Annotated in this window: 13 protein-coding genes; 2 read left to right on the top strand and 11 right to left on the bottom strand. The window is 60.2% G+C overall.

The features are described from left to right. Positions 1-7: 7 nt before the first annotated feature. From F8N12_RS18865 to glnE, 11 genes are all read right to left on the bottom strand, one after another. Complete coding sequence (locus tag F8N12_RS18865) at positions 8-904, bottom strand: antimicrobial resistance protein Mig-14 (RefSeq protein ID WP_150581827.1); 897 nt, start codon at positions 902-904, stop codon at positions 8-10. Next, on the bottom strand, positions 904-2,034 hold the full coding sequence (locus F8N12_RS18860) for a glycosyltransferase (protein WP_150581826.1): 1,131 nt from the start codon (positions 2,032-2,034) through the stop codon (positions 904-906). The genes F8N12_RS18865 and F8N12_RS18860 overlap by 1 nt, the downstream gene beginning before the upstream one ends. Continuing rightward, positions 2,018-3,775: a carbamoyltransferase gene (locus F8N12_RS18855; protein ID WP_150581825.1), complete on the bottom strand. Its 1,758-nt coding sequence runs from the start codon at positions 3,773-3,775 to the stop codon at positions 2,018-2,020. Before F8N12_RS18855 ends, F8N12_RS18860 begins: the two co-directional genes overlap by 17 nt. 190 nt (positions 3,776-3,965) lie before the next feature. Continuing rightward, positions 3,966-5,417 (bottom strand): lipopolysaccharide kinase InaA family protein, encoded by a 1,452-nt coding sequence (locus tag F8N12_RS18850; protein ID WP_150581824.1) that lies wholly within the window; start codon positions 5,415-5,417, stop codon positions 3,966-3,968. Next, on the bottom strand, positions 5,417-6,169 hold the full coding sequence (locus F8N12_RS18845) for a lipopolysaccharide kinase InaA family protein (protein ID WP_150581823.1): 753 nt from the start codon (positions 6,167-6,169) through the stop codon (positions 5,417-5,419). Before F8N12_RS18845 ends, F8N12_RS18850 begins: the two co-directional genes overlap by 1 nt. Further along, positions 6,166-6,900, bottom strand: a complete 735-nt coding sequence (locus tag F8N12_RS18840; RefSeq protein WP_150581822.1) for a lipopolysaccharide kinase InaA family protein — start codon at positions 6,898-6,900, stop codon at positions 6,166-6,168. The genes F8N12_RS18845 and F8N12_RS18840 overlap by 4 nt, the downstream gene beginning before the upstream one ends. Next, positions 6,900-7,706 (bottom strand): lipopolysaccharide core heptose(I) kinase RfaP, encoded by an 807-nt coding sequence (gene rfaP, locus F8N12_RS18835; protein ID WP_150581821.1) that lies wholly within the window; start codon positions 7,704-7,706, stop codon positions 6,900-6,902. The genes F8N12_RS18840 and rfaP overlap by 1 nt, the downstream gene beginning before the upstream one ends. After that, on the bottom strand, positions 7,706-8,827 hold the full coding sequence (locus tag F8N12_RS18830) for a glycosyltransferase family 4 protein (protein ID WP_150581820.1): 1,122 nt from the start codon (positions 8,825-8,827) through the stop codon (positions 7,706-7,708). Before F8N12_RS18830 ends, rfaP begins: the two co-directional genes overlap by 1 nt. Next, positions 8,827-9,888 (bottom strand): lipopolysaccharide heptosyltransferase I, encoded by a 1,062-nt coding sequence (waaC, locus tag F8N12_RS18825; protein WP_150581819.1) that lies wholly within the window; start codon positions 9,886-9,888, stop codon positions 8,827-8,829. Before waaC ends, F8N12_RS18830 begins: the two co-directional genes overlap by 1 nt. Position 9,889: 1 nt before the next feature. Beyond that, the gene (gene waaF / locus F8N12_RS18820) at positions 9,890-10,924 is read right to left on the bottom strand and encodes a lipopolysaccharide heptosyltransferase II (protein ID WP_150581818.1); all 1,035 of its coding nucleotides are present in this window, start codon (positions 10,922-10,924) and stop codon (positions 9,890-9,892) included. Positions 10,925-11,118: 194 nt separating this feature from the next. After that, complete coding sequence (glnE, locus tag F8N12_RS18815; RefSeq protein WP_150581817.1) at positions 11,119-14,058, bottom strand: bifunctional [glutamate--ammonia ligase]-adenylyl-L-tyrosine phosphorylase/[glutamate--ammonia-ligase] adenylyltransferase; 2,940 nt, start codon at positions 14,056-14,058, stop codon at positions 11,119-11,121. A gap of 383 nt (positions 14,059-14,441) precedes the next feature. Here glnE and aceE point away from each other — a divergent pair, with 383 nt between their 5' ends. Together aceE and F8N12_RS18805 are read left to right on the top strand one after the other, a co-directional pair. Further along, the gene (aceE, locus tag F8N12_RS18810; protein WP_150581816.1) at positions 14,442-17,087 is read left to right on the top strand and encodes a pyruvate dehydrogenase (acetyl-transferring), homodimeric type; all 2,646 of its coding nucleotides are present in this window, start codon (positions 14,442-14,444) and stop codon (positions 17,085-17,087) included. A gap of 11 nt (positions 17,088-17,098) precedes the next feature. Beyond that, positions 17,099-17,369, top strand: a 271-nt coding sequence (locus tag F8N12_RS18805; RefSeq protein WP_318189652.1) for a biotin/lipoyl-containing protein, incomplete at its 3' end; no start/stop codon positions are given.

The raw sequence follows: 17,369 nt of genomic DNA, 5'->3' as shown, positions 1-17,369 counted from the left end.
GGCTGACTCATACGGTGAAGACTGGCACCGGGTTGCACCAGCGGTCCTTATATTCACGGTCGGCGCGCCCGAAAGAAAAGCGCAATGGTTTGTCCAACGCCCGCGCGTGCTCCCAGGCACTTTGCGTGTTAATGAAACTCAACACACTGCCGGGGCTGAACTCGCGGGTTTCAGGGTCTACGCCGCCATTGATGTATTCGACACTGATCCACTCTGGCGCCTCGACGCGATACACCAACTGAATCGCGATGGGCGCATCGTTAAGAAAAATGACCGAGCCGATCAACAGCTCACGCAACAGCCCGATGACTTCGCCCATGCGCGCCGCACCGGTCGCGGCGAAGCCCCAGCGACGCTGGAACAGATCGCAATAGATGGCTGCCAGTTCGTCACTGGAAAACTCACTGACCGGGCGGACCACGCCGCCCGCCTCTTCCAGCAAGCGCAATTCGCGGCGCTGGTTGTAACGAAATTTCTTCGACAGTTCTTCAGGCGTGCGGGCCATGGCCAGTTGCTCGGTCTGCAGGCGCAGGCCGGAGAAACGGCCTTCATTGAGCGCTGACAGGTATCGGCCACGATGACGCAGAGGCGCGCTGGCATCGGCGGCGGCGGGCAAAATGATCTCGGCATTGCCAAGGTCGAACAGCCCTTTTTTGCCACTGCGTTTCAGCACGTCTTTGGACAACGCAAGATCACGCCCCCAGGTGGGGATCGCCGCTCTCATCTGTGCATCCTCCATCCAGGCCAGGTAACGCACCGGGATGTCAGCCAGTTGGGCCAACCGCTCAATAACCAGAGGATGGGTCGCGACGCTGCCGCCGTATAGATGCCAGGCCTCGGCATAGGTAGCAGCGTCGACCACCGTCCAGCCACGTTCGCGCCAAGATTGAAATCGGTTGAGCATCAACTCCGCGACGCCATGTCGGTAACCTGTGGCAAGCGCCAGAACGCATCGCGTACGGCCTGATCGGAAAAGCGCTCATGCAAGCGGTCAAGCATCAGTTCGGCGCACTGATCACGCTGTGTTTCATCCATCGCCGCCAGATGTTGCAGCCCTTGTGCCAAGTGCTCGACATCGCCAAGGGGGAAGAGTATTCCGACACCCTCAACCACTTCACGCCCCCCGCCACAGGCGGTAGCGATGATGGGCAAGCCGGCCGCCATGGCTTCCAGCAGCACCATGCCGAACGGTTCACGATTGGAGCTCAAGGCAAAGACATCGAATGCGCGGAAATACCGTCGAGCCTCCGGCACCTGGCCGAGGAAAAATACCCGGTCGCCAATGCCAAGCTCGCGAGCCTGCGCCTTGAGGTCCGATTCAAGCTTGCCGATGCCGAGAATCACCAACTGGCTGTTCGTTGGCAGATGGGCTGACGCAGCGGCAAAGCCCTGCAGCAACGTCGCCTGATCCTTGTCAGGATGCAGGCGCCCGACGTTGCCGATGACCCATGCATCCATCGACAGGCCCAACGCTTCCCGAGCTTCGCGGGGTGAAACCTGGCTATCACGCAAGGCCTGCACATCGACGCGGTTGTGCAGCGACTGAATGCGCTCCGCTGGCCATTGCGTCAGGCAACTGCGCAGGTCGTCGCGCACGGCGTCGGAAACGCCGAGCAGGCTCAATCGTTTGCGGAATGCGTTGGCGAACAGCTTGCGAGTGCTGCGCTTGTAATCGTCAAAGGCGTGATGCACTCCAATCACCGGCAACGAAGTACCGAGCAAGGCGATGTAGATCGGCTTGAAACGATGGGCGATGCAAAAACTGAAATTGCGCGAAGCGACGATCTTGCGCAAGTCGATGATGGCGCCCAGCTTAAGGCCACGAATGGCCTTGGAGCTGTATTCCATGAACAGCACTTCGTCAGAGGCGCACGCTGCGGCGACCTCGGCATCGGCGGCCCCGGTCAGAAACACCGTGGTCACGCGATAGCCGGTCCCCGCGAACAGGCTGGCGTACTGCCGCGCGCAGTCCAGAAACGGCCCGTCATAGCCGTGACAGAACTGCAGCACATGGCGTTCAGCCGAGCGTGTCATATGCGTCTGCGCCCTCTTTGACCACCAGAATGTCTTCCATAATCAGATACTGTAGGTCGGATCCGAAGAACATGTTCAGGGCATCGGTCGGTGAACAGATCATGGGCTCGCCACGACGGTTCAGCGAAGTGTTAAGCGACACTCCGTTGCCGGTCAGTACTTCGAGCGCCTTCATCATGTCGTAGTAGCGCGGGTTGTATTCGCGCTTGAGCACCTGCGCCCGGGAAGTGCCGTCTTCGTGAACGACTTCCGGCACGCGGGTCTTCCACTCTTCAGCCACTTCGAAGGTAAAGGTCATGAAGGGCGCCGGATGATCGATCTTGATCATCTGCGGAGCAACGGTGTCGAGCATCGACGGGCAGAAAGGCCTCCAACGCTCGCGGAACTTGATCTGGTGGTTAATGCGGTCGGCAACGCCGGTTGCACTCGGGCAACCGATGATCGAACGACCGCCCAACGCACGCGGGCCAAACTCCATGCGCCCCTGGAACCACGCGACCGGGTTGCCATCGACCATGATTTTTGCGATGTTTTCCGGCATGTTCTCAAGCTTGCGCCAGACAGGTTTGCTCGGGTGGCGAGCGCAAGCGGCGAGTACGTCTTCGTTGCTGTACGAGGGGCCGAGGTAGACGTGTTCCATCTTCTCGACCGGCACGCCACGGGCGTGAGACACGTAAGCTGCCGCTCCGACTGCCGTGCCGGCGTCGCCGGAGGCAGGCTGAACGAACAACTCCTTGACGTCATCACGGGCGATGATTTTCTGGTTCAGCTTGACGTTCAGCGCGCAGCCGCCAGCGAAGGCGAGCTTGCCGGTTTCCTTGAGCACGTCGCCCAGATAATGGTCGATCATCTGCAACGCCAGTTTCTCGAACAGCGCTTGCATGCTTGCGGCGTAATGGATGTACGGCTCGTCGGCGATGTCGCCTTCGCGCTTTGGCCCCAGCCACTCGATCAGTTTCGGCGAGAAGTAAAAACCCTTGCCCTTCTCTTTATAGCGACGCAGGCCGATCACGTTGGCGTAGTCGGTGTTGATCACCAGTTCGCCGTTTTCAAACGAGGCCAGGCGCGAGAAATCATATTTGCCAGCATCGCCGTACGGCGCCATGCCCATGACCTTGAACTCGCCGTCGAGCATCTCGAAACCGAGGAACTCGGTGATCGCGCCGTAGAGGCCGCCAAGGGAATCCGGATCGAAGAATTCCTTGATCTTGTGAATCTTGCCGTTTTCGCCGTAACCGAAGAACGTCGTGGCGTACTCACCTTTGCCGTCGATCCCCAGGATTGCGGTTTTTTCCTTGAAACCTGAGCAGTGGTAAGCGCTGGAAGCGTGGGCCAGGTGGTGTTCGACCGGCTCGATCTTGATTTTCTTCGGATCGAAGCCCAGTTGCTCGAGGCACCAGACGATCTTGTTGCGATAGCGCTTGTAGCGGCGGTTGCCCATCAGGATCGCGTCGAGCGCGCGGTCCGGGGCATACCAGTAACGCTTCGCATAGTGCCAGCGCGCCTTGCCGAACAGACTGATCGGTGCGAACGGAATCGCCACCACGTCCACATCCGACGGTTTGATGCCGGCCTGCTCAAGGCAGAACTTCGCTGATTCGTATGGCATGCGGTTCTTTGCATGTTTATCGCGCACGAAACGCTCTTCTTCAGCTGCAGCGACCAGCTTGCCGTCGATGTACAACGCTGCTGAAGGATCATGGCTAAGGGCGCCGGACAGGCCAAGAATCGTCAATGCCACAGGGGTCTAGCCTCTTAAGTCTGCATACAGGCGCAACGCGCCTCAAAAAATTAATGTGCCTTCGCGAAGGGGCGACTGGCAGCTAAAGGGCGGGATTATAGCTTAATAGGGGCTAAAATGACCCTAGGTTATAAGCGCTCAATAGATGTCATTTGTTGTCATGCCGCCAACTGCACGAAGCGATGGCCATTCAGCCTGCGCTGGCAATATCGCGGGGCAACCGCTGATCTATCAGCTGATACAACGCACTGTCTCGTGGCCAGTTACGCATGAATCGCGCGCGATCTCGCGCATAGGCCGGAGCAAAACTGCCGACAGAACCGTGCTGACGCATCGAATCCAGATCAATCAGTGCCCAGCGACCCTCCTGCCAGAACAGGTTATGCCCCTTGAAATCGCCGTGGCTGATCCGCTCGCTTATCAGCTCGGCAAACAGATGATCCAGAGCGACCAGCTCGGACTCCGGCGCCTCGCCGCTCTCCACATACGGCGCGAAGCGCTCGATGATGTCCGGCCCCGGTAAATACTCGGTCACCAGATAAGCCTGACTGCGCAGCCACAGAAAGCGTTTTTCCAGCACGGCCAGCGGTTTTGGCGTAGCGATGCCGAGAAACGCCAGGCGATTGCCTTCGCGCCAGGAATGCCAGGCACGGCTCGGGCGCCAGAAGCGTTTGAGCCAGTGAGCGAATCCTTTGATGTTGTAGCGTTTGATCACAAGCGTGCGCCCGCCCACCTCGACTTTGCCGACACTGGCGGCACCGCCGGTTTTGTACAGGTGGCCACGATCAAGCAATTCGTCGGCCTGCTCCAGCACCGACAGCATTGCCGGCGCTTCCTCGCGACGCATCGCGCGCAAAGCGAAGGGTCCGCGCTGCACACTGAACAGCGTACATTCGCGACCGACCTTGATCAGAAAATCCTTGAGGCGCCAGGTACGGACTTTGTCGATCTGTTTCTGTAATGCCTCCATCGGCAAGGCGTGTTCGCCATTGCTCAGCAGGTAATACACCAACAGTTCTTCAGCAAAAGGTTCGAGCGATTTAGGCAACTGGGCGAAAAAGACCCCGAGGTTTTCCAGGACTTTCTGCCTCGACAACGGTTGACCCGGGGTTTCGGTGCAAATACCAGCGCCATCGATCAGGTACAGGCGGCCACGCTGGCGCAGCAGGTTGTCCAGGTGCAGGTCCTCCTGCCACAACCCTTTGCGGTGCAATTGGCCGATTGCCCCCAGCGCATCAGCCAGCACCGCCGATTGCTCATCGGCGAGCATCGGCAAATGCTCGACATGCTGCCAGGCATCGCCAAGGCTCTCGGCGCCTTCAAGAAAATCGAACAACAGCCAGCCGCCCTCGCCTTCCTTCAGGCCGTCGGCTAGTAACTGCGGCGTGGTCAGCCCCTGCGCAGCGAGCAGGCGCACGCCGGTCAGTTCACGCTGAAAATGCCGAGCCGACTTGCTGCCCACCAGCAGCTTGGCCAGCACCGGCCGGCCGCGCCAGACGCCGGCACCGACATAGCGCTGCCCTGGCAACACGCGCAACAGGCTCAACAGCTGCAGTTCGGCAGGCCCCGCCGCATCGGCCAGGGAAATACTCAGTGGCAGGCCAGGATCGCGGCCTGCGCCTTTCAGTTCGGACAAACGCATCAGCGGGCTCCCTTGTAACTGCGACGCTCGGTCAGACGCGACAGCCAGCTATCGACCAGCGAACTGTTCTGCGGCTGGTCCAGATAGGCGCCAAGCAACTCACGCAATTGCGCCTCGCTCCACACCTTCGCCCGGCGCGTCAGCGGTTCGAGATCCTTGACCCGATCACGCTGGCCGAACAGCAGCGGCCGGGTTTTTTCCAGGTCGATCAATTGCGCAATGTAGCCATCGCCGCTCGCCTGAAGAAAAATATGTTTGGGATAGAAGCAGCCATGCACCTGACGCGCTGCGTGCAGACGTCGGGCCAGTTGCCCACAGGCCTGCAGAATGGCCGAATGCTGCGCCGCACTAAGATCCGACCAGCATTGCAACAATGAATCGAGGTCATCCCAACCGTCCAGCGCGCGCGTCAGCAGCAGGGCGCGCACTTCGCCAGCGACCTTGCGCTGGCCGAAGAACACCGCCTTAAGCGCTGGAATACCGAGCTTTTCATAGCGCGTGATATTGCGAAATTCGCGAGCGAAACTCGGCTCGCCGAACGGTGCGTGCAGGGTGTACATCTGATAGTTGCTTTGGCGCTTGAGGTAAAAACCACGCCCTTCCAGGTCCAGCCGAAACACACTGCTCCAGCCATCGTGCAACGTGTTGGGCTCATCGACGGCGTCGAGCTCTTTGGCCCACAGCGCGTCAAAGGTGCCGAGGCCGTGACGCTCCAGTAGCGCACGTTCTTCAGCCGCCAGAAAATCAGTCATTCGCGCCCCTCAAAAAATCTCACCACGTGCCGGATCCGCTTTTTATCGGCGGCATCGAGCCGTGGTCGCTGGCTGTATTGCAGGTAAAAGCGCAGGCGCTGGGTAGCCGACAGTTGATATTTGGCGACCTTGTCCAGGCACGCCAGATCTTTGGTGATGCGGTACCGGAGCCAGAACCCGCGCCAGAAATCGCCATTCGGGCAGTCGATCAGGAACAGCCGCGCCTGATCGTCGATCAAGAGGTTGCGCCACTTCAAATCGTTGTGGGTGAAACGATGGTCGTGCATGGTCCGGGTGTAACCGGCCAGCTGCCGACTGACGGTATCGACCCAGGCGCGATCCGCAAGCTTCGGGTCATGCCGGTCGGCCAGCGCGGACAGGTCTTCTGTGTGCGGCAGTTCCCGGGTGATCAACGCCCCACGATCATAGGCAGCACCCCGACGCTCCAGGCCCCAGGCGATCACTTCGGCGGTCGGGATTCCCCACTTGGCGAAACGCTTGAGGTTCTGCCATTCGGCCTTGACCCGCGGCTTGCCCAGATAGCGGCGCAGGCCTTTACCGGCGCCGACGTAGCGTTTGACGTAAAAGTTGACGCCGTTGCGCTCGACACGAATGACCTCTGACAAAGGGTCCCACGTCAAACGCTCGCCCTGCAGGGCAAACACCGCGTCCAGGCTACCGAAATCTTCAGCCAGATGGTCGTAGGCCGGCTCCAGTTTCCAGCCCGACATCAGAGCGCGTCTCCGTATCGCTGTTTGCGGTCGTAGAGCTTGTTGGCCTTGCCGTCGAGCCAGGCGAGCAACCGCGCTTCCTCGTCCAGAATCTGGCGCAGCGGTCGCTGAAAATAACCTTTGAGAAAACGCATTTTGTCGCGTCTGGTCAGGCCGATGTCCAACGCCGAAAAATACAGTGCCGCCAGATCCTTGTTGCGCCAGCGCCTGGTAATCGTCGAGCGTGTCTGGGCGCGGTGCAGGTCAATGACCGAAAGCTTGAAGTCGGCGGCCGTCACCGGTTTGTCGGTGTGCAGCAGGAAGTGGCAGATGTAGCAGTCGCGATGGTTGACGCCGGCGCGATGCATCATGCCGGTCATGCGCGCCACTTCGGCGATCAGTGCGCGCTTGAGCTTTGGCTCGGGCGGGTTCTTGACCCAGTCGATACTGAAATCTTCGAGGCTGACCGTTGGCGCCAGTTCTTCAGTGACGATGAACGAATGCTGGTCCGCCGGGTTGCTGCCTTTTTCGCCATAAGCGACCGCCGTCATACTCGGCACGCCAACTTCTTGCAGGCGCTGGATCGCTTTCCACTCCTGGCCGGCACCGAGCACCGGCAACTTGGCGGTCAGCAGGTTTTTGAAGATCTCGCCCCAGCCGATGCCGCGGTGGATCTTCACAAAGTAACCATCGCCGTTCACTTCAGTACGCAGGGTGCGGCGCGCTTCCAGTTCCCGGTAAACCTCGCCCTCCAGGCCTTCGACTTCGGCGAACGGATCGCGTCCGGCCCAAAGGCTTTTGAACGGTTCAGCCAGCATCAACTTCATTAAGCGTGCTCCGCCAGAATCACATCGGCCGCGTGTTGCGGCATGCTGTAGAGATCGGCCGTGTCGGCATAGGCCAGACCGTTGCGGCGCCAGGCCGCGCGTGCAGTTTTGTCGTTCAACATGCCGGTCAGGTAGTGCGTCAATTGCATCTGATCGAAAGGCTCATCCAGCACCAGCCCGGCATCGGCCTCGGCGATGTAATGAGCGTAACCGCAGACCGCACTGACCAGCACCGGCAGTCCGGCCACTAGAGCTTCAAGCAAAACGGTGCCGGTGTTTTCGTTGTACGCCGGGTGAATCAGCAGATCGGCACCGAGCAGGAAACGCGGGATGTCGCTGCGGCCCTTGAGGAACGTCACATTGTCACCCAGGCCCAACGTCGCGCTCTGCATCTGGAACAATTTGGGGTCATCCTGGCCAATTACAAACAGCCGGGTGCGTTTCTTCAGATCAGCGGGCAATGCGGCCAGCGCCTTGAGGCTGCGATCGACGCCCTTGGTCTTGAAACCGGAGCCGATCTGCACCAGCAGCAGGTCATCGTCCTTGAGGTTGAATTCACGACGGAAATCGGCACGAATTTCATCGGCATTCGCCGGTGCGCGGCGATCCTGGGAGATCCCGGGCGGCAACAGATGGAAACGCTCCAGCGGCGTGCCGTAATGCTTGATGAACAATGGCTGTTGCACTTCGGAAATCATCAGCACTTCGGTCCTGGCGTCCCTGGCGAAGACCGCGCGCTCATACTCGGCGAAATGGCGGTAACGGCCCCAACGCCGATAGAGCGAATTGCGCAGGTTCTGCGCCTTGTCCTCAAAGCAGCCATCGGCGGCGTAGTAAACGTCGAGGCCGGGCATCTTGTTGAAACCGATCAAGCGGTCCACCGGGCGCCTGGCCAGATCGGCCGCCATCCACTTGCTGAGTTTTTCGTTGCGGCGGTGGTTGAAGAAGGCTTTGACCGGTGCCACAAGCACTTCGAAACCGGGCGGCACCTCACCTTCCCAGATCAGGGTGTAGACACGAATTTGATGGCCGCGCTGCTGACACTCCAGGGCGATGCGCATGAAATCACGCTGCAAGCCTCCGAACGGAAAGTATTTGTACAGGACGAATGCCAATTGCATCAGCGCAGCTCCTCAGCCAGTAACATCGTGCTCAGTCGGGTCGCGACACGCTCGGGATTCAGGCGCGTGAAGCACAGCGGCCACTCGCGTTTCAGGTCAAACCGGCGGGCATCTTCGGCCGTCGGTTGATAGGTGCATTGCTTTTGCAGACAGGGCGCACACGGCCAATCGCTGGCGAGATGGATCTGCGCCTTGCCGTAAGCGCCGGTCAGGCCCGGATTGGTCGGGCCGAACAGTGAGAGGGTCGGCACGTCGAGCGCCGCAGCCAGGTGACCGAGACCGGTATCGACCGCCACACAGGCTTGCGCGTCGGCGAGGACTTTGCCAACGCCGGCCAGGTTCAGCTTCGGCAGCACTTCGACGTGGCGCATGCCCTGGGCGATGCGCTCGGCGCGGGCCTTTTCCGCCGGGTTGCCCCATGCCAGCTTCACCCCGACACCCAAGTAACCGACGCGCTCGGCCAACTCGCGCCAATAGGCTTCCGGCCAGTGTTTGGTGTCCCAGGTGGTGCCGTGCAGGAACAACACATACGGGTTCTTGCGCGGCAATTCCACCAGCCGTTCGACGTTCAGACCGTAATCGCCGAGGCCTTTGGGCAAGTCGTAGCCCAATGCGATGGCGAACAGCTGACGGACCCGTTCGACTGCGTGCTGACCCCGGGCCACGGCCAGGCGCCTGTTGTAGAAGCGGGCAGCAATCGGTTCCCGCGCCGAGCTCTTGTCGAGGCCGGCAACCGGCGCTTTGACGTAGCGGGTCAGCCAGGCACTTTTCAGCAGGCCCTGAGCGTCGATCACCAGGTCATATCGACTGGCGCGGACGCTTTGTTTGAAACGTTTCCATTCGCCGCTTTTGAGGGTTTGCCAAAGATTTTTCCGCCAGCGCCGGATCGCCACCGGAATCACTTTGTCCACGGCGGGGTGCCAGGTCGGGATTTCGGCGAAACCTTCCTCCACGACCCAGTCGAATTTGATCCCGGGGATGGCCCGGGCCGCGTCGGTAAGCGCCGGCAACGCGTGAATCACGTCGCCCAGCGATGAGGTCTTGATCAGCAGAACCCGCAAACTATTGGACCTCGACCACAGAGCCTTGCAACCGCTGCAGGGCGTCGTTCACCGCCTCCGGCATGAGCTGGCGCAGGCAATTGTAATGACCGAAGCGGCAGGTGCGGTCGAAGCACGGGCTGCATTCGATGCCCAGGCGGACAATCTCGACGTGCTCGGCCAACGGTGGAGTGAACCCCGGCGAGGTCGAGCCATACACCGCCACCAACGGTCGGTTCAATGCGGCGGCGACGTGCATCAGGCCGGAGTCGTTGGAGACCACCGAGTCGGCGCAGGACAGCAAATCGATCGCCTCGGCCAACGCAGTACCACCGCTAAGATTGACCGACTCTTCGCGCAGACCCGGAATCAACCGGGCACGGATGTCTTCACCTACAGCGTGATCATTTTTTGAACCGAACAGCCAGACTTGCCAGCCTTCGCGAATCTTCGCTTCGGCGACCTTGGCGTAGTGCTCGGACGGCCAGCGTTTGGACTCGCCAAATTCTGCGCCAGGGCACAGGGCCAGGACCGGACGATCCAGACTCAGGCCGAATTTCGCCAATGCCGCTTCGCGGGTCACCGAATCAATCTGCAAGGTCGGGCGCGGGTAAGGTTTCGGCAGCTCGAAGCCGGGCTCGTAAGCGAGCGCCATAAAGCGCTCGATCATCAGCGGGTAACGTTCTTTATCCAGCGTGCGCACGTCATTGAGCAGGCCGTAGCGAAACTCGCCACGCCAACCGGTGCGCTTGGGGATGCCGGCGAAGAACGGCACCAGCGCCGACTTCAAGGAATTGGGCAGCAGAATCGCCTGATCGTACTGACCGGCCAGGGATTTGCCGATGCGTCGACGCGTCGCCAGCTCCAGCACGCCGTGACCGAGCGGAAAACTCAAGGCCTGACGCACTTCAGGCATGCGCTCGAGAATCGGCCGGCTCCACTCGGGCGCCAGCACGTCGATTTGGCACTGCGGGTGGCGCTGCTTGAGACACTGAAACAGTGTCTGCGCCATCACCATGTCACCGACCCAACTGGGCCCAACGATCAGAATTTTCATGTGGCTTCCAAAAACGAACCGGGGAGGCATACGCCTCCCCGCCTCGAAAATTCTACAAAACACTGCAAATCTACTGTGGGAGCGAGCCTGCTCGCGAAAGCGGCATGACCACCAGTATAGATGCTGGCTGTAACGGCCTCATCGCGAGCAAACCCGCTCCCACAGCAATTATGTATTGCTTAGAATATCCGGTTTCAACTCAGTCCCAGTTCACGCCAAACCCGCATGACCTGCCGGCGCTCATGCGCAAACTGGTCACCCGTAATCACCCCAGGGTCCTTCTGCAGGGCCTGCCGGTGTGCTGCGGAGCGGTAGGCTTTATAGGCCTCGCGCAACAAGGTGGCATCTTCGGCAGGCATCAGCCCTTCGTGCTCCAGCTCTTCCAGAATGCGGATGTTATCGGTCCAGCGCAGTAGCGGCGGATGGCTGTGCGACCACGCCAAAGCCGCGTATTGCACCATAAATTCAATATCGACGATACCTCCGGCGTCCTGCTTGAGGTCGAACGGCGCCGTGGCTTCAAAAGCATTGGCCGCCGTACCGGCCGCGGTGCTTCTGCTGCCGAGGTTGTCACGCATCTTGGCGCGCATCTCGCTGACTTCCTGCTGCAATTTTGCCAGGTCGCGAGCATTGCCCAATACCTGAGCGCGAACATTCTCGAACGCCTGCCCCACATCCTGACTGCCGACCAGCACCCGCGCGCGCACCAGCGCCTGATGCTCCCAGGTCCAGGCTTCATTTTCCTGGTAGCGGGCGAAGGCTCCGAGCGAACTCACCAACAATCCTGACGCACCGGACGGCCGCAGGCGCATGTCCACTTCATACAGCTGACCGGAGTTGGTCTGGGTCGTGATCAGATGGATGATGCGCTGTCCGAGCCGGGTGAAAAATTGCGCACCATCGATAGGTTTCGGTCCGTCGGTTTCCGCCTGCGGATCGCCATCGTGGATGAATACCAGGTCCAGGTCGGAACCATGCCCCAGCTCCAGGCCACCCACTTTGCCATAACCGACGATGATGAACCCCGGATCGCACAAGGTGCCGTCGGTGCGCAGCGGCGTGCCGTACTTGGCCACCGTCTGCCGCCAGGCCAGCGCCAGCACCTGGGCAAGAATCGCTTCGGCCAGCCAGGTCAGGTAATCGCTGACTTTCATTAACGGCAAACTGCCGGCAATTTCCGAGGCGGCCACCCGCAAACGGTGCGCCAGCTTGAAATGGCGCAGGGCTTCCATCTGTTGTTCCAGGTCGTCCTCGGGGATTCGCGTCAGGCGCTCGCGCAATTCCGCCGCCAGTTCCGGCGCCAGCGGCGGCTTGAACAACCGGCCCTCGTTGAGCAATTCATCGAGCAGCAGCGGGAAACGCGTGATCTGTTCGGCGATCCACGGGCTCGCGGCGCACAGGGTCAGCAAGCGCCGCAGCGCGCCGGGGTTCTCGGTCAGCAACACCAGATACGCGGAGCGCCGGGCGACCGCTTCAACCAGCGGCAAGACCCGCTCCAGTACCAGGTCAGGGTTGGCGTGTTCAACTGCCTGCGCCAGCAGGCGTGGAATAAAGGCATCCAAACGCTCGCGTCCCAGGCGTTGCATCGCACGCAATTGCGGACTGGCGCGCAGACTGGCCAAAGCCTTCAACGCTTTGGTCGCATCGACGAAACCGCCCTCGCCTAACTGGCGGCACGCGGCTTCCTCATCCTGCGCTTCTTCCCACAATGGTAACCACTCGCCACCGACCACCACTTCGCTCTCGCTGCCCTGCTCTTCGTCCGGGTCGGCAATCACCTGGCCGAAGTGCCAGGCCACCCGTCCGCGCCAATGCATCAATTGCGCATGGAAAGCCGCCCAGTCATCGAAGCCCAGCATGAAGGCAATACGTGCCTGGTCCTGCTCACTGTCCGGCAGCATCTGCGTCTGGCGATCGGCAATCGCCTGGATGGCATGCTCGGTGTACCGCAGGAATTCGTAGGCCTCACGCAGTTCGCCGACCACCGCGGTCGGCAGATAACCCTGACCTTCCAGCGTGCTCAACACTTTCAATAAAGGCCGTTGCTGCAGGCTCAAGTCGCGGCCACCGTGGATCAACTGAAACGCCTGGGCGATGAACTCGACCTCGCGAATGCCGCCCGAGCCGAGTTTGATATTGTCAGCCATGCCCTTGCGCCGCACTTCCTGCTGGATCAGCTGCTTCATGGTGCGCAGCGCTTCGATGGCGGAGAAATCCAGGTAACGCCGATAAACGAACGGACGCAGCATCTCTTGAAGTTGCGCACCAGCGACCTGATCGCCGGCGACCACCCGCGACTTGATCATCGCGTAACGTTCCCAGTCGCGGCCCTGATCCTGATAGTACTGCTCCAGTGCGTTGAAGCTGAGCACCAGCGAGCCGGATGAGCCGTACGGGCGCAGGCGCATGTCGACACGAAAGACAAAACCGTCGACGGTCATCGGATCCAGCGCCTTGATCAGGCGCTGGCCGAGGCGGATGAAAAATTCCTGGTTATCCAGCGAGCGCTTCACCCCGACGGTTTCGCCGCCCTCGGGGTAAGCAAAGATCAAATCGATATCGGACGACAGGTTCAGCTCGACAGCGCCAAGCTTGCCCATGCCGAGGATGACCATCTGCTGCGGCTCGCCACTACGGCGGCCGGTGGGGACGCCGAATTGCTGGCAATGGCGCGAGTACAGCCACTGATAGGCCTGATCGATGCTGGCATCGGCCATGTCCGAAAGATCGCGACAGGTCTGGATCAGATCGGCCTGCCGGTTGAGGTCACGCCAGATGATCCGCACCTGATGACGCGCGCGCTGGCGACGCAGGGCGCGGCCGAGTTCGTCTTCGCTCTCGGCGGCGGTCACCGCCGCGGCAATCTGCGCACACAACTCGCCGGGAGCGAAGCTGCGATCCAGTTCGCCGGACTGCACCAGCGTCAGCAACATCAAAGGGTCACGCACACTCTGTTCAATGACGAAATCACTGGCGGCGACGACGCGGGAGAACTGCGCCCAGCGTTCGGGCGTCCACATGGACAATCCATGATCGTCATCCAGCTCACCGACGGCCGTGCGGAACGACTGCTCGGCGCGGGTGACAAACGGCAGGAGAATGCCAGGCAGTTCGGCAAGCGCAGGGAGGCTCATGGTCTATCCTTGATCGGCGTGTAGAGGGCTGCTTGTAGTGAATTTGCAAAACGCACTACCTGATCGACTGTCGAACAAAGGTTAGAAATAGCTGAAAATTCTTCTATTTTGGCAGACAGCATCAAGCTTTCACCTTTTTTGGTTGGCAAAAGACCAACCTTAACGATTATTCTCACAACGCAGCTGGAGGCCACAAGCCGCTCATCTGTAGTTTTACTACTCGTCTATACATTCGAAAGGCTGAAATGCCCGAAGATTTGTAGTAAAACTACACGCCGCCGGAACAACCTCTCGGCAATCCAAGAATTTATATCGTCTGCCCACAAGGCCAGTCGCAAACTCAGGCAACCGATTCTGGAAGCCTTTCCGCCCTGGAGCAAGCCATGCAAGACCTCGATCCCGTCGAAACCCAGGAATGGCTGGACGCCCTGGAATCGGTTCTCGACAAAGAAGGCGAAGACCGCGCTCACTATCTGATGACCCGTATGGGCGAACTGGCGACCCGTAGTGGCTCGCAGCTGCCATACGCCATCACCACGCCTTACCGCAACACGATTCCTGTGACCCACGAAGCACGCATGCCTGGCGACCTGTTCATGGAACGCCGCATTCGCTCGTTGGTTCGCTGGAACGCGATGGCCATGGTAATGCGTACGAACCTGAAAGATTCTGACCTCGGCGGTCACATCTCCAGCTTCGCCTCCAGTGCGACCCTGTATGACATCGGCTTCAACTACTTCTTCCAGGCCCCGACCGAAGAACACGGCGGCGACCTGATCTACTTCCAGGGCCACACCTCGCCAGGCGTCTACGCCCGTGCGTTCATGGAAGGCCGCATCACCGAAGACCAGATGAACAACTTCCGTCAGGAAGTCGACGGCCAGGGCTTGTCGTCCTATCCGCACCCTTGGCTGATGCCAGACTTCTGGCAGTTCCCGACCGTATCCATGGGTCTGGGCCCGATCCAGGCGATCTACCAGGCACGCTTCATGAAGTACCTGGAAGCCCGTGGCTTCATCCCTGAAGGCAAGCAGAAAGTCTGGTGCTTCCTGGGCGACGGCGAGTGCGACGAGCCGGAATCCCTGGGCGCGATCTCGCTGGCTGGCCGCGAGAAGCTCGACAACCTGATCTTCGTCATCAACTGCAACCTGCAGCGCCTCGACGGCCCGGTTCGCGGCAACGGCAAGATCATCCAGGAACTCGAAGGCGTGTTCCGCGGTGCTCAGTGGAACGTGACCAAAGTCATCTGGGGCCGTTTCTGGGACCCACTGCTGGCCAAAGACGTCGACGGCATCCTGCAACGTCGCATGGACGAAGTCATCGACGGCGAGTACCAGAACTACAAAGCCAAAGACGGCGCGTTCGTACGTGAACACTTCTTCAACTCGCCAGAACTCAAGGCGATGGTTGCTGATCTGTCCGACGACGAGATCTGGAAGCTCAACCGTGGCGGCCACGACCCGTACAAGGTCTACGCGGCGTACCACGAAGCGGTCAACCACAAAGAACAACCGACTGTCATCCTGGCCAAGACCATCAAAGGTTATGGCACCGGTGCCGGCGAAGCGAAAAACACGGCGCACAACACCAAGAAAGTCGATGTCGACAGTCTGAAGTTGTTCCGTGATCGTTTCGACATCCCGGTCAAGGACGAAGAGCTGGAAAACCTGCCGTTCTTCAAGCCGGAGCCAAACAGCGCAGAAGCCCGCTACCTGAGCGAGCGCCGCACCGCACTGGGCGGTTTCGTGCCACAGCGCCGCGCCAAGAGCTTCGACATCCCGACGCCACCACTCGATACCCTCAAAGCCATCCTGGACGGCTCGGGTGACCGTGAAATCTCCACCACCATGGCCTTCGTGCGGATCCTCGCGCAGCTGGTCAAGGACAAGGAAATCGGCTCGCGCATCGTCCCGATCATCCCGGACGAAGCTCGTACCTTTGGTATGGAAGGCATGTTCCGTCAGTTGGGCATCTACTCCTCCGTCGGCCAGCTCTACGATCCGGTCGATAAAGACCAGGTGATGTTCTACAAGGAAGACAAGAAGGGCCAGATTCTCGAAGAAGGCATCAACGAAGCGGGCGCCATGAGTTCGTTCATCGCTGCCGGTACTTCGTACTCCAGCCACAACCAGCCCATGCTGCCGTTCTACATCTTCTACTCGATGTTCGGCTTCCAGCGTATCGGCGACCTCGCCTGGGCCGCTGGCGACAGCCGCACCCGTGGCTTCCTGATCGGCGGCACCGCCGGCCGGACCACGCTGAACGGTGAAGGCCTGCAGCACGAAGACGGACACAGCCACATCCTGGCCGCGACCATCCCGAACTGCCGCACCTATGATCCAACCTACGGCTACGAGCTGGCGGTGATCATTCAGGACGGCATGAAGAAAATGACCGAAGAGCAACAGGACGTTTTCTACTACATCACCGTCATGAACGAGTCGTACCAGCAGCCAGCCATGCCGGCCGGAGCCGAAGAAGGCATCAAGAAAGGCATGTACCTGCTCGAGGAAGACACCCGCGAAGCGGCGCACCACGTTCAGCTGATGGGCTCCGGCACCATCCTGCGTGAAGTGCGTGAGGCGGCGAAAATCCTGCGTGAAGAGTTCAACATTGGCGCTGACGTGTGGAGCGTTACCAGCTTCAACGAACTGCGTCGCGATGGCCTGGCCGTCGAGCGCAGCAACCGCCTGCACCCGGGTCAGAAGCCGCAGCTGAGCTACGTCGAAGAGTGCCTGAACGGCCGTAAAGGTCCGGTCATTGCATCTACCGACTACATGAAGATGTTCGCTGAGCAAATCCGTCAGTGGGTCCCGTCCAAGGAATTCAAAGTCCTGGGCACCGACGGTTTCGGCCGCAGTGACAGCCGCAAGAAGCTGCGTCACTTCTTCGAAGTCGATCGTCATTTCGTGGTGTTGGCAGCCCTGGAAGCCTTGGCTGACCGTGGCGACATCGAACCTAAAGTGGTGGCTGAAGCCATCGCCAGGTTCGGCATCGACCCGGATAAACGCAACCCACTGGACTGCTGAGGAGACACTCTGTGAGCGAACTCATTCGCGTACCTGACATCGGCAGCGGTGAAGGTGAAGTAATTGAACTGTTTGTGAAGGTCGGCGACCGTATCGAAGCCGAACAGAGCATCCTGACGCTTGAGTCGGACAAGGCGAGCATGGAAGTGCCGGCGCCGAAAGCCGGCATTGTCAAAAGCCTGAAGGTGAAACTGGGCGACCGTCTGAAAGAGGGCGATGAATTGCTGGAGCTGGAAGTCGAAGGTGGCGCTGCTGAAGCGGCCCCTGCGGCTGCCGCTGCGC

This window comes from Pseudomonas fluorescens, assembly GCF_902497625.1.
Taxonomy (GTDB): domain Bacteria; phylum Pseudomonadota; class Gammaproteobacteria; order Pseudomonadales; family Pseudomonadaceae; genus Aquipseudomonas; species Aquipseudomonas fluorescens_BQ.
The sequence above is the reverse complement of the archived record's forward strand: the minus strand, read 5'-3'. Positions and strand labels throughout refer to the sequence as shown.